Origin of the sequence: Rickettsia endosymbiont of Thecocarcelia acutangulata (genome assembly GCF_964263195.1) — a bacterium.
GTDB lineage: Bacteria > Pseudomonadota > Alphaproteobacteria > Rickettsiales > Rickettsiaceae > Rickettsia > Rickettsia felis.
This window is the reverse complement of sequence record NZ_OZ181652.1, coordinates 427,983-440,845: the sequence shown is the minus strand read 5'-3', so window position 1 is coordinate 440,845 and position 12,863 is coordinate 427,983. Positions and strand designations below refer to the sequence as shown.

Genomic DNA, 12,863 nt, shown 5'->3' with positions numbered 1-12,863 from the left:
TATTTTTAGCATTTTTTTAATTATTTTCTGGATTGCCACGCTCCTTTTAGTCGCTCGCAATGACGATTTAGTATCAATACAACAACACTTATACTTACTGACAAGCTAAGCATTCTTCGTAATTACCGGCTTCTGCTAACTTATCGTTTTGTTCCTCTAAATCTTTAAAATCTGCTTTTAGTACATCATGCGACACTTTATCGGCTCGCTGTATTGATGTCGATCTACAGTAATATAAACTTTTTACTCCTTTCTTCCAGGCTTTAAAATGAATATTATTTAAATATTTCTTACTAACGTTCCCTGGTAAAAAGATGTTTAAAGATTGTGCTTGCGTAATGTAAGGAGTACGATCGCTTGCCAGTTCAATTAGCCAATTCTGATCAATTTCGTAAGCGGTTTTGAAAACCTGTTTTTCTTCTTCTGATAAAAATGTTAAATGTTGTACTGATCCTTCATGCGTTGCAATCGAAGACCAAACTTGATCATTATTAAATCCTTTCTCTTCTAATAACTTTTCTAAATGTTTGTTACGCACGTTAAAAGAACCGGTTAAAGTCTTTTGTACAAAGCTATTAGCGGCAAACGGCTCTATTCCCGGTGAGGCATTACCTGCTATTACCGAAATTGAAGCGGTGGGTGCTATTGCAGTTTTATTGCTAAATCGTTCATTACTTCCTGCATCTAGAGCATCAGGACATGCTCCTTTTTCTTTACCGATTTCTATTGAGGCTTTATCAGCTTCAGCAGATATATATTCAAATATTTTTTTATTCCAAACTTTTGCCATAACTGATTCTATTGGTACTTTTTTCATTTGCAAAAACGAATGGAATCCCATCACACCAAGTCCAACGCTTCGCTCACGCATAGCCGAATATTTAGCTCTTGCCATAGTATCCGGTGCTTTATTAATAAAGTCTTCTAAAACATTATCAAGGAACAACATAATAGAATGGATAAATTCTTTATCATCTTTCCACTCTTCATAATACTCTAAATTTAAAGAAGAAAGGCAGCAAACGGCAGTTCTTGACTTTCCTAAATGGTCAATTCCCGTCGGCAATGTAATTTCGCTACAAAGATTGGACATTTTAACTTGAAGCCCTAATTTTTTATGATGCTCAGGGACAGATTTATTAACACTATCGATAAATAACAAGTAAGGCTCACCCGTTTCTATTCTAGTAGTTAATAATTTAACCCATAAATCTCTTGCTCTAACTTTATTTACAACTTTTTTGGTAGCAGGACTAACAAGGTCAAAATCCGTATTGTTTTCAACGGCTTTCATAAATTCATCGGTTATAGCTATACCGTGATGAATATTAAGAGCTTTTCGGTTAACATCCCCACCTGTCGGACGTCTTATATCAATAAATTCTTCAATTTCAGGGTGATTAATAGGCAAATATACAGCTGATGAACCTCGTCTAATAGAACCTTGCGAAATAGCAAGAGTCATAGAATCCATTACTTTAATAAACGGTATAATACCGGATGAATGACCTTTATCACGAATCCCTTCGTTAATAGAACGAACATTACCCCAATAACTTCCAATCCCGCCGCCGCGTGCAGCAAGCCAAACATTTTCCGTCCATAAATTTACTATATCATCTAAGCTGTCATCAGTCTCATTCAAGAAGCATGAAATAGGAAGTCCCCTATCCGTTCCGCCGTTACTTAAGATTGGTGTTGCCGGCATAAACCACATTTTACTCATATATTCATATAACTTCTGAGCATGCTGTTTATTGTCGGCATAATAACTAGAAACTCTTGCAAATAAATCTTGAAAATCCTCACCTTTCATAAGATATCGATCTCGCAGAATAGCTTTACCGAAAGGAGTAAGTAAATTGTTATGGTTGTTGTTTATAGTTATTTGAAATTTGTTTTTTTTAAGCGTGTTCATTATAGGTACTAATGGGGTTGTAGGCGTTATTTATAATGCTTATTTTGAAAAAATGACACCATATTTAGTGTATAGAATCTTCACCTAAGTAGACACGAGAATAATAATTTATTCAATATAAATATTTATTTTTTTTAGATTTTTGACTTGACACAAATCACTCTTGATTACTATTTATGCTTTCTTAAGGCACACGCAGGCTTATCATGCGGAAGGTAAGGCAACGTTGCGTGGATACCGCCCCGTCATTGCGAGCAGGCGTTGTTGTGTGGAACAACTTCACCTCTGGCATTCCGTGGCTTGACCGGTGTTGTTGCATGGCTCGGTTTTTCTCCTGTCATCCCGCGACTTGATTGCGGGATCCAGGAAAAATAGACAAATAATGTACACTACAAGTTATTTTTTGGATACTGTGGTCAAGTCACGGTATGACAAATTGAGCATTTTCGAGCCATGCAACAACGCCGGCTTGACCACGGGGTGACATAGTGGGTTTTATCGGTCTACGCAGGAATAACGTTAAAGGCATTCTCCATCATTCGTATTAAGACCTATCGGTGAAACCTCATCCTTATATTCAACAATAAATGATGAAACAAATTTACGTGGTGTGTCGGCTACTATCCAATCAACTTCTACAACATAATATCCTGGGTCTCTGTCCGGAAAAGCTACTTCAATCGTTTTAGAAGGAGCTAATGTATGATCCCAGTAAGGGAATTTATCAGAAAGTTCACTATAAATTTCTTCTAAATCGTCGTGTTTCAGTCTATTTTCAAAGGTAAACTCTGCCTTTGTCATTTGCACTATATAACCACGAGTTTTATGTGACGCAGTATAATCCCATTCTATTGTAAGTTTTTTTTCGCCCTCTAATGGTATAGCAAAGTTTATCCAATTAAATGTTGGATCTGTTAATTCTACTCTTATTTCTTCATTAGTAGCATTTACCAAATCTGTATCATCTGTACGCCCACCATTAAGGATATGCCCATCTAATGGTAGCGGTTCCCCTGCAACATCATTTCCAAAACGCTCATCACTTCCTTTCCCTGTTTCAAATCCGTTAAGTTTCCACTCTTCATTTATTAGTTTCTTATCTACACAAACTTTTCCCATTGTGTAAAGAGGGAATATTATTCGACCATTTTTGGAGCTGGTTGATTTTGTTGTTCTTCATTTTTCATAAATTCGATCTTTATTTGAGTTAAAAATATTGGTTCTGTGTACTTTTGCTTTTTTTGCAGAAATAGTTATTCATATTTCAAAAAAAACTTATAATTTGCAGCAAAAAATAACCATAATTAAACAGAGCCTAAGTAACTACAAAATATTAAATGTAGTTATAGCAATAACATTATTATAATTATTAATTTAAATTAATAATTATGTAATATAAAACTTAAATTGTTTTTGATGTTATAATAAAAATACAACTTTCTAATACCGGATAGTAATGTCCAGCACCCTGTGAATCAATTTATGCAAGAAGTCTATTATTGGGTTACGGTTACGGTAATAGTGTCTTGAAACGTCCCGGTAGCGGCAAGAGGTTGTGACGGCAGGCGTGCATATACTGTATAGTTTTTTGTTACCGGTCCAAGACCTAGTAAGTAGCTATGTAGAGGTCAAGATTTAATCTTACAGGCACTATAAAAATTATATCTGAATGTCTGATAAGTTATGACTGTCAGATGAGTATTCAAGATATAAGATTTCATTATTCTTTTCAACAGCTAACTTCTTACTATCCTTGAAGGTCTGCATAGGATTTTTACCATAACAATATTTCCCAGAATGAGGTCTTTCATTATTATAATGTTCTAACCAAATATCAAGGTCAAGTTGTAGATCATCAAGATCAGTATAAATCTTTTTACGCATAGCCATATCAAATAATTCTTGCTTCATAGTTTTATTAAAACGTTCACACATACCATTTGTTTGAGGAGAATATGCTTTAGTAGTGTTATGTTCAATGCCCTCAATGCTTAAGAACAATTCAAAAGCATGATGTTCTATATTTCCTTTATATTCACCACCTCTATCAGTTAGAATACGAAGCACTGGTATTTGCTGACTCTCATACCACGGCAGTACTCTATCATTAAGCATGTCAGCAGCGGTAAGAGCTGTTTTATCAGTATATAATTTAGCATCTGCGACCCTAGTATAGCTATCAATAAATACCTGAGAATATACCTTGCCTATACCTTTAAAATTACCTACATAATATGTATCTTGGCATCCTAGATAACCTGGATGCTGTGTATCAATCTCACCATGGGCTTCTTTTTCGCTACGCCGTTTCTCTAATACTTGTAACTGAGCTTCGGTAAGAACAATACCATCTTGAGCCATCTTTGCTTCTAATGCTTTAAGTCTTTTATTGATATTATTTAAATCATTACGTAGCCAAATCGATCTAACTCCTCCAGGTGATACAAGAATACCAGTCTTTTTAAGCTTATTTGATACTCTCATCTGACCATAAGGCTGGGTATTCTATTGCCATATCTAATACTGCTCTCTCTACTGCTGGTTCAACTCTATTTGCTATAATTGGCTTCTTCCTGCTAATCTCATATAACGCCTCTTCTCCACCAGTTTCATATAGCTCTTTGAACCTATAATAACTGTCCCTGCTGTATCCCATTGCTTTACAGGCGGACGATATACTACCAAGACTCTTAGCTAATTCTAGTAATCCTATTTTTGGCTTTATTATTTTTTGATTTAGATTCATCTCTAATCCTCCATTTAATATTTATCTTATTTTACTAAATGTAAGATTAAATCTCAATTATTGCAATTATAGCATTTTTTTATTATTTTTCCTAGATTGCCACGCTCCTTTTAGTCGCTTAGCTCATGACGACATCAACTTTTTCTAGGCAATGCCTATAAATATACTCACATAACAATTGATTATTTCCTCAATATCCAATAAAATCCTTTTTAAAATTTAAATATAAAAAGTAATGTATAATACTGATGTTGTAATAATAGGTGCCGGTCCGGTTGGATTATTTGCAGTTTTTCAAGCTGGAATGCTTGGCATGAAATGTCATGTTATTGATGCACAAGAAGTTATTGGTGGTCAGTGTATTACCTTATATCCCCAAAAATCTATTTACGATATACCGGCTTATCCTAAAATTGCAGCAGAAGAGCTAATAAAACACTTAGAGCTTCAAGCAGCTCCTTTTAAGCCTGTATATCACTTAAATCAGCAAGCTATAGAGCTAAATAAACAAGATGATTTTTTTGAAATTAAAACCTCAAAAAATACTCTTATTAAAAGCAAAGTTATTATTATTGCAGCAGGAGCAGGTTCATTCGGTCCAAATAAACCGCCCCTTGCGAATATTGAAGATTTTGAAAGCAAGTCGGTTTTTTATTTCATTAATGATAAAAGTAAATTTGCTGGTAAAAATATAGTTATAGCAGGCGGCGGGGATTCGGCTGTTGACTGGGCTATTTCTCTTTCGGAGATTGCAAATAAAATATGTTTAGTACATAGGCGGGATAAATTTACGGCAGCTCCTGAAAGCGTAAGGCAATTAAGGCATATTGCAGAAACCGGTAAAATCGAGTTAGTAACCGGTTATCAATTAAATGCTTTAGATGGTAATAATAGTGAACTTCAATCGGTTATAGTTAAAGATCTACAAAATAATACTCGCAAATTAGATGCCAATATATTACTACCGTTTTTTGGTTTAAAACAAGATTTAGGTAGCTTAGCAAATTGGGGTTTAAATGTTAAGCTTCACCATATTGAGGTAGATAATTCCTATTATCAAACTAATATAGAAGGTATTTACGCCATTGGCGATATTGCTCATTATGCCGGTAAACTTAAGCTGATTCTTACCGGTTTTGCCGAAGCAGCAAGTAGCCTTCATCATGCTTATAGTAAAGTATTTGACGGCAAGGCTCTACATTTTGAGTATTCTACCACTAAGTATGGGGAAAGGAAGTAGGGGGACGTCACTAAATAAAGAGATCGTCATTGCAAGGAAATTACGTAGTAATTGTACGTCCGCAATCTCAGGATATTTGATGAGATTGCCACGTCGCTTCGCTCATCGCAATGACGTTAAAACTGAATGGAGACAAAAATAATAGTGAATAATATAATTGACGGTAAAGCGTTAGCAAATGAGATACTAGCAGACTTAAAGCTAGAAATTCAAGAACTTAAAAGTCAAACCAACGCTTCACCAAAGCTTGCTATAGTACTAGTAGGCGATAATCCGGCAAGCATTATTTATGTAAAAAATAAAATAAAAAATGCACATAAAATAGGAATTGATACTTTATTAGTAAATCTATCTACTACTATTCATACTGATGATTTAATATCGAAAATCAATGTATTAAACCTTGATAACGAGATTTCGGGAATTATAGTTCAGCTTCCTTTACCAAGCTCCATAGATAAAAATAAAATTTTATCGGCAGTATCACCTTCTAAAGATATCGATGGTTTTCATCCTTTAAATGTCGGTTACTTACATAGCGGGATTAGTCAAGGTTTTATACCCTGCACTGCCCTTGGTTGCCTTGCGGTTATAAAAAAATACGAACCTAATTTAACCGGTAAAAACGTTGTAATTATTGGACGCTCGAATATAGTAGGTAAACCTTTAAGTGCATTACTGTTAAAAGAAGATTGCAGTGTTACTATTTGCCATTCCAAATCGCAAAATCTAAGCTCTATCACTTCTAAAGCCGATATAGTTGTTGCGGCTATTGGGTCACCTTTAAAATTCACTACCGAATATTTTAATCCTGAATCTATAGTAATTGATGTAGGAATTAATAGAATTAGCGGCAATAAGATTATTGGTGATGTTGATTTTGAAAATGTTAAATCTAAGGTAAAATATATTACTCCTGTCCCGGGTGGTATCGGACCGATGACTATTGCATTTTTACTTAAAAATACGGTTAAGGCATTTAAGAATTCTTATAGTACAGTATCCTGCCTTTAGCGACTTTGTTGCATGATTCTTATGTCATTCCTGCGAAAGCAGGAATCCAAAAAAAGTATAAATACAGCAGATTTTTGAAATTAAAAGCTCGATTTATCTCGCTTTATGTGCAATAATTGAGATTTAATCTTACATTTAGTAAAATAAGATAAATATTAAATGGAGGATTAGAGATGAATCTAAATCAAAAAATAATAAAGCCAAAAATAGGATTACTAGAATTAGCTAAGAGTCTTGGTAGTATATCGTCCGCCTGTAAAGCAATGGGATACAGCAGGGACAGTTATTATAGGTTCAAAGAGCTATATGAAACTGGTGGAGAAGAAGAGGCGTTATATGAGATTAGCAGGAAGAAGCCAATTATAGCGAATAGAGTTGAACCAGCAGTAGAGAGAGCAGTATTAGATATGGCAATAGAATACCCAGCCTTATGGTCAGATGAGAGTATCAAATAAGCTTAAAAAGACTGGTATTCTTGTATCACCTGGAGGAGTTAGATCGATTTGGCTACATAATGATTTAAATAATATCAATAAAAGACTTAAAGCATTAGAAGCAAAGATGGCTCAAGATGGTATTGTTCTTACCGAAGCTCAGTTACAAGTATTAGAGAAACGGCGTAGCGAAAAAGAAGCCCATGGTGAGATTGATACACAGCATCCAGGTTATCTAGGATGCCAAGATACATATTATGTAGGTAATTTTAAAGGTATAGGCAAGGTATATTCTCAGGTATTTATTGATAGCTATAATAGGTCGCAGATGCTAAATTATATACTGATAAAACAGCTCTTACCGCTGCTGACATGCTTAATGATAGAGTACTGCCGTGGTATGGAGAGTCAGCAAATACCAGTGCTTCGTATTCTAACTGATAGAGGTGGTGAATATAAAGGAAATATAGAACATCATGCTTTTGAATTGTTCTTAAGCATTGAGGGCATTGAACATAACACTACTAAAGCATATTCTCCTCAAACAAATGGTATGTGTGAACGTTTTAATAAAACTATGAAGCAAGAATTATTTGATATGGCTATGCATAAAAAGATTTATACTGATCTTGATGATCTACAACTTGACCTTGATATTTGGTTAGAACATTATAATAATGAAAGACCTCATTCTGGGAAATATTGTTATGGTAAAAATCCTATGCAGACCTTCAAGGATAGTAAGAAGTTAGCTGTTGAAAAGAATAATGAAATCTTATATCTTGAATACTCATCTGACAGTCATAACTTATCAGACATTCAGATATAATTTTTATAGTGCCTGTAAGATTAAATCTTGACTTCTACACTTTATGCTGGATTCCCGTCTACGCGGGAATGACATTAAATCTTATAAACATTTGCAAGTTCTACATAATTTCTTACGTTATCTTGCATATATTCTAAATCTTGATCAGTTAAATATCTCACAAATTTTGCAGGGGAACCCATCCATAATTCTTTAGATTTAATTATCTTCTTTGGTGGGATAAGACTTCCTGCAGCAATAAAAGCATATTCTTCTATTACTGCATAATCCATTATCGTAGTACTCATTAGTATTATTTCCTATTTTTATTGATTCAACGTTGCCTCTAAGAACCGTATTAAACCAAATACTTGAATTACTACCTATTTCAACATCTCCTATTAAAGAGCTGCTTTCGGCAATATATGCAGTTTTATTGATTCTTGGCGTAACTCCTTTATAAGGGATAATAATCATTAATTATAATCTACCCAAGAAATATTACCGTCTTTACGATAATAAACTATATTGATACGATCATTATTGATATTTTTAAATACTACCGCAGGTAAATCTTCTAAATCCATTTTCATTACCGCTTCTTTTACTGATAATTTTAATATTTCTACAGGCTTTTCAGCGATAATTGCCGGATTATCATTATCTTCGGAGTTAGAGGTATCACTATCAGATTGCGGATTAATAATATATTTGGTGCCTTCGTAAGCAATTTCTGATATTTTTACTTTACCTGCATGATGATTTTTGAATTTTGATTTATATTTTCTAAGCTGTTTTTCTAGTTTTGACATAGCTTTATCAAAAGCTACATATATATCGCTACAACTATCATTACTTTTGACTATACTATGTTTACCTGATCCATATTTTACTATAATATCACATTTAAAGTTAATTCCTTCTTTTGAAAAATGTATATCTATATTTATTATATCGGTAAAATATTTTTTAACGACTTGCGTAGCCCTCTCTTTGGAATATTCTTGTAAGCTATTACCGATCGAAATATGTTGAGCTGAAACTGAAATAATCATAAATAACCTTTATAATCTGAAATAATTAATATATAGGCGTTACTAAGTAACACCTATACAATTAATTTATATTTAGAGTAATTTCAAGTTTTATTACAAATTAATTTAATTTGAACTTTAGCAGTAGAGTTTAGGACGCTTATCCTTATTTTGTTGTGACTTAATTAGTTTTTAGCAGTCTTTCTTACATAATTAGGCTCAATGCCCATTTCTAAGCAGGTAGCATTAAAATTTTCATTATTTTCAAAAAGCCATTTTTTTAGCGTTATATTCTGCTTTTGTTGCCTCTTTCTTGGTAGAAGTATTAGTTGCATCTATTATTGCCTGCATAATAATAGCACTTCTAAGAGCAATATCGGGTATAGGATTATAAAGTTTAATACGCTCAAAAGGAGTAGTTAATTTAATGACATATGGTTTAGTCATATAAAACCTCTAATAATTATTAATAAAATAAGATTTTGTTAATGTAAATGTAACCAATAGGTTTTTCTTTTTTAACAAAATCCTTAAAAATTATAATAATTTTCAAGGCTTCAACTAATAGTGACTAATTTGGATTAATAATGATAAGCAGTAATATTTAGAGGTTTAGGTGCTGTATATTTTTTGATAAAATAAGATATTTTACTCTTGCAGAAATAGAAGAATTGTTATATATATTGTTATCTCTTATGTATAAGGGGGTGTAGCTCAGTTTGTTAGAGCGTCTGCCTGTCACGCAGAAGGTCGCGGGTTCGAGTCCCGTCACTCTCGCCAAGTCCTTTCAGAGTTTCTCTTCGTTTTCTAAAAAATCCATATGCTCCTTTTATTTGCCTTTTGTTCTAATTTTTGTATTAAATCTCTTTTAAATATCCTCAAAAAAACTAACTTTGTATATTTCTTAAAGCAACCTCAATTCATTTATTCATACTTTTAGTTAAATTTCTATTGCATTCTTAAAACTCTTTACTATGATTCTATCTATAAGCTTATTTTAACAAAATATTAAAATTTATAGAATTTAATAAGGATATAATTATGTTTACAGGATGGTTTCAGACTTCATACGATAAATTAATAGAAGCAATAAAAGCAGAAAGTGAAATAGAAGCACAGAACTTAATTGCCAAAATGGATATTGCTGAATTAAACAAAGTTGATAACGGCGAAACTGCTTTAACTTTGGCGGCCAGTAAAGGATTAGACAAAGTTTGTGAGATGCTTATTCCTAAAATGTCAGAGCAAACTATTAATTATATTTATAAAGACGGCTATACGGCTTTAACTTGGGCTGCTGCTAACGGCTATGAAAGAGTTTGTAAAATACTCATACCTAAAATGTCCAATGAAGCTATTAATCAGATTACTAATAATGGCGAAACAGTTTTAAGTATAGCTAAGAATAAAGACATAAAAGTCATATATATATGTTTTTCAAAAGTTGGCTGATAAAATTAACTACAAGGTAACTAATAACACTGCAATAAATACTAAAGATAAAGCTATAGTAAAAGATACTATAGAAAGTATGGTAAATAATATTAAAGCCCTTAATAATATAACCGATATAGATAAAATAACTGCTAGTATGCAAAATCTTATAGTTAATAAATCTACACAATTAGAAATTATAACTATAGAAAATCAGCTTCACGAAATAATTTATAATCAAAATACAAATAATGATGTTAGCATGTTAGGTGATGATAATAATTTTGTACCTGCGGCCGGTTAATAAAAAAATACAGGGGCAGCTTGCCTCTAACCTTTAAATTCTTAAAACACCGACAACGAATTGACATTGTTGCGTGGAACAATGTTACCTCTGTCATACCGTATAAAGGTTACGTAATTCGTTGACAAAAATTTAAGAAAGCAAGAGGAGATTGTCCGTTTAAAGATTGATGGTTACGTATTTCATTATAATAAATTGCAATAATTGAGATTTAATCTTACATTTAGTAAAATAAGATAAATATTAAATGGAGGATTAGAGATGAATCTAAATCAAAAAATAATAAAGCCAAAAATAGGATTACTAGAATTAGCTAAGAGTCTTGGTAGTATATCGTCCGCCTGTAAAGCAATGGGATACAGCAGTGACAGTTATTATAGGTTCAAAGAGCTATATGAAACTGGTGGAGAAGAGGCGTTATATGAGATCAGCAGGAAGAAGCCAATTATAGCGAATAGAGTTGAACCAGCAGTAGAGAGAGCAGTATTAGATATGGCAATAGAATAACCAGCTTATGGTCAGATGAGAGTATCAAATAAGCTTAAAAAAGACTGGTATTCTTGTATCACCTGGAGGAGTTAGATCGATTTGGCTACGTAATGATTTAAATAATATCAATAAAAGACTTAAAGCATTAGAAGCAAAGATGGCTCAAGATGGTATTGTTCTTACCGAAGCTCAGTTACAAGTATTAGAGAAATGGCGTAGCGAAAAAGAAGCCCATGGTGAGATTGATACACAGCATCCAGGTTATCTAGGATGCCAAGATACATATTATGTAGGTAATTTTTTAAAGGTATAGGCAAGGTATATTCTCAGGTATTTATTGATAGCTATACTAGGGTCGCAGATGCTAAATTATATACTGATAAAACAGCTCTTACCGCTGCTGACATGCTTAATGATAGAGTACTGACGTGGTATGGAGAGTCAGCAAATACCAGTGCTTCGTATTCTAACTGATAGAGGTGGTGAATATAAAGGAAATATAGAACATCATGCTTTTGAATTGTTCTTAAGCATTGAGGGCATTGAACATAACACTACTAAAGCATATTCTCCTCAAACAAATGGTATGTGTGAACGTTTTAATAAAACTATGAAGCAAGAATTATTTGATACGGCTATGCGTAAAAAGATTTATACTGATCTTGATGATCTACAACTTGACCTTGATATTTGGTTAGAACATTATAATAATGAAAGACCTCATTCTGGGAAATATTGTTATGGTAAAAATCCTATGCAGACCTTCAAGGATAGTAAGAAGTTAGCTGTTGAAAAGAATAATGAAATCTTATATCTTGAATACTCATCTGACAGTCATAACTTATCAGACATTCAGATATAATTTTTATAGTGCCTGTAAGATTAAATCTTGACCTCTACAAATAAATTAAATATTCAAACAATCTATCTTTGAACTCTTTTATATCCTTAAAACCCTAGCTTTCTAATAAATCGTCCTTTATAGTTCGCCAAAACCTTTCTACTTTCCCATTTGTCTGCGGTCTATAAGGTCTTGTATAGTTATGCTTCACTCCAATCTCTAACAACATCCTTTCAAATGGATGGCTATTCTTATTCTTAGGTGACGCAAACTCTGCTCCATTATCACTTAGTATACTTGCAAACTCTATATTGTAATTCTTCTTTATTACATTAAATATTCTCATTGTTGCAAACATTATACTCAGGCTCTTTATATATTCTAATACTTCTGCCCATGCTATACGACTGCAACTATCTATTACGCATACTAAATAATATTGCTTCTTTATGTCACTTCCTATAAGACCTTTACTTATATAGTGACAATCTATATGTCCTAGTTCTCCAGGATTCTCTTTTATTATCTTCCTTTTTATCTCTTTCTCTTTTTTTCTCTAAGTACGTTCATGCCATTCCTCTTCGATATCTTATATACTCCA

At 33.0% G+C, this 12,863-nt stretch carries 8 protein-coding genes, 1 tRNA gene and 6 pseudogenes; 7 read left to right on the top strand and 8 right to left on the bottom strand.

Annotated features, from left to right (window positions below; translation table 11 throughout):
* Positions 1–94: 94 nt before the first annotated feature.
* The 4 genes and pseudogenes from ACE38Q_RS02375 to ACE38Q_RS02360 all read right to left on the bottom strand — a co-directional run bounded on the left by ACE38Q_RS02375 (position 95) and on the right by ACE38Q_RS02360 (position 4,664).
* Positions 95–1,918, bottom strand: coding sequence for a ribonucleoside-diphosphate reductase subunit alpha (locus ACE38Q_RS02375; RefSeq protein WP_500189958.1), 1,824 nt, complete (start codon positions 1,916–1,918; stop codon positions 95–97).
* Positions 1,919–2,437: 519 nt separating this feature from the next.
* Positions 2,438–3,037, bottom strand: coding sequence for a lytic polysaccharide monooxygenase (locus ACE38Q_RS02370; RefSeq protein ID WP_500189957.1), 600 nt, complete (start codon positions 3,035–3,037; stop codon positions 2,438–2,440).
* A gap of 377 nt (positions 3,038–3,414) precedes the next feature.
* Positions 3,415–3,537 (bottom strand): annotated as a pseudogene (locus ACE38Q_RS02365) (spore coat protein U domain-containing protein); the annotation flags it as partial.
* A 40-nt stretch (positions 3,538–3,577) separates the two neighbouring features.
* Positions 3,578–4,664 (bottom strand): annotated as a pseudogene (locus tag ACE38Q_RS02360) (IS481 family transposase).
* Positions 4,665–4,899: 235 nt separating this feature from the next.
* On the opposite strand from ACE38Q_RS02360, the gene ACE38Q_RS02355 reads away from it, so the two are divergent.
* The 3 genes and pseudogenes from ACE38Q_RS02355 (at position 4,900) to ACE38Q_RS02345 (ending at position 8,181) form a co-directional block, all read left to right on the top strand.
* Complete coding sequence (locus tag ACE38Q_RS02355; protein WP_500189956.1) at positions 4,900–5,904, top strand: NAD(P)/FAD-dependent oxidoreductase; 1,005 nt, start codon at positions 4,900–4,902, stop codon at positions 5,902–5,904.
* Between the two features lie 144 nt (positions 5,905–6,048).
* Positions 6,049–6,918 (top strand): bifunctional methylenetetrahydrofolate dehydrogenase/methenyltetrahydrofolate cyclohydrolase FolD, encoded by an 870-nt coding sequence (gene folD, locus ACE38Q_RS02350; RefSeq protein ID WP_500191215.1) that lies wholly within the window; start codon positions 6,049–6,051, stop codon positions 6,916–6,918.
* A gap of 173 nt (positions 6,919–7,091) precedes the next feature.
* Positions 7,092–8,181: pseudogene (locus tag ACE38Q_RS02345) on the top strand (IS481 family transposase).
* Positions 8,182–8,255: 74 nt separating this feature from the next.
* Here the strand turns inward: ACE38Q_RS02345 and ACE38Q_RS02340 are convergent.
* The 3 genes and pseudogenes from ACE38Q_RS02340 to ACE38Q_RS02330 all read right to left on the bottom strand — a co-directional run bounded on the left by ACE38Q_RS02340 (position 8,256) and on the right by ACE38Q_RS02330 (position 9,641).
* Positions 8,256–8,637 (bottom strand): annotated as a pseudogene (locus tag ACE38Q_RS02340) (gamma carbonic anhydrase family protein).
* Complete coding sequence (hpf, locus tag ACE38Q_RS02335) at positions 8,637–9,215, bottom strand: ribosome hibernation-promoting factor, HPF/YfiA family (protein ID WP_011271027.1); 579 nt, start codon at positions 9,213–9,215, stop codon at positions 8,637–8,639. The pseudogene ACE38Q_RS02340 and the gene hpf overlap by 1 nt, the downstream one beginning before the upstream one ends.
* Before the next feature lie 117 nt (positions 9,216–9,332).
* A pseudogene (locus tag ACE38Q_RS02330) lies at positions 9,333–9,641 on the bottom strand (hypothetical protein).
* A 256-nt stretch (positions 9,642–9,897) separates the two neighbouring features.
* On the opposite strand from ACE38Q_RS02330, the gene ACE38Q_RS02325 reads away from it, so the two are divergent.
* From ACE38Q_RS02325 to ACE38Q_RS02310, 4 genes and pseudogenes are all read left to right on the top strand, one after another.
* A tRNA-Asp gene (locus ACE38Q_RS02325) sits at positions 9,898–9,974 on the top strand.
* Positions 9,975–10,235: 261 nt separating this feature from the next.
* Complete coding sequence (locus tag ACE38Q_RS02320) at positions 10,236–10,646, top strand: ankyrin repeat domain-containing protein (protein WP_500189955.1); 411 nt, start codon at positions 10,236–10,238, stop codon at positions 10,644–10,646.
* Entirely contained in the window at positions 10,639–10,932 is a 294-nt protein-coding gene (locus tag ACE38Q_RS02315) for a hypothetical protein (RefSeq protein ID WP_500189954.1), read from the top strand. The genes ACE38Q_RS02320 and ACE38Q_RS02315 overlap by 8 nt, the downstream gene beginning before the upstream one ends.
* Positions 10,933–11,193: 261 nt before the next feature.
* Positions 11,194–12,283: pseudogene (locus ACE38Q_RS02310) on the top strand (IS481 family transposase).
* A 94-nt stretch (positions 12,284–12,377) separates the two neighbouring features.
* Here the strand turns inward: ACE38Q_RS02310 and ACE38Q_RS02305 are convergent.
* On the bottom strand, positions 12,378–12,713 hold the full coding sequence (locus tag ACE38Q_RS02305; protein WP_500191212.1) for an integrase core domain-containing protein: 336 nt from the start codon (positions 12,711–12,713) through the stop codon (positions 12,378–12,380).
* Positions 12,714–12,863: the final 150 nt, after the last annotated feature.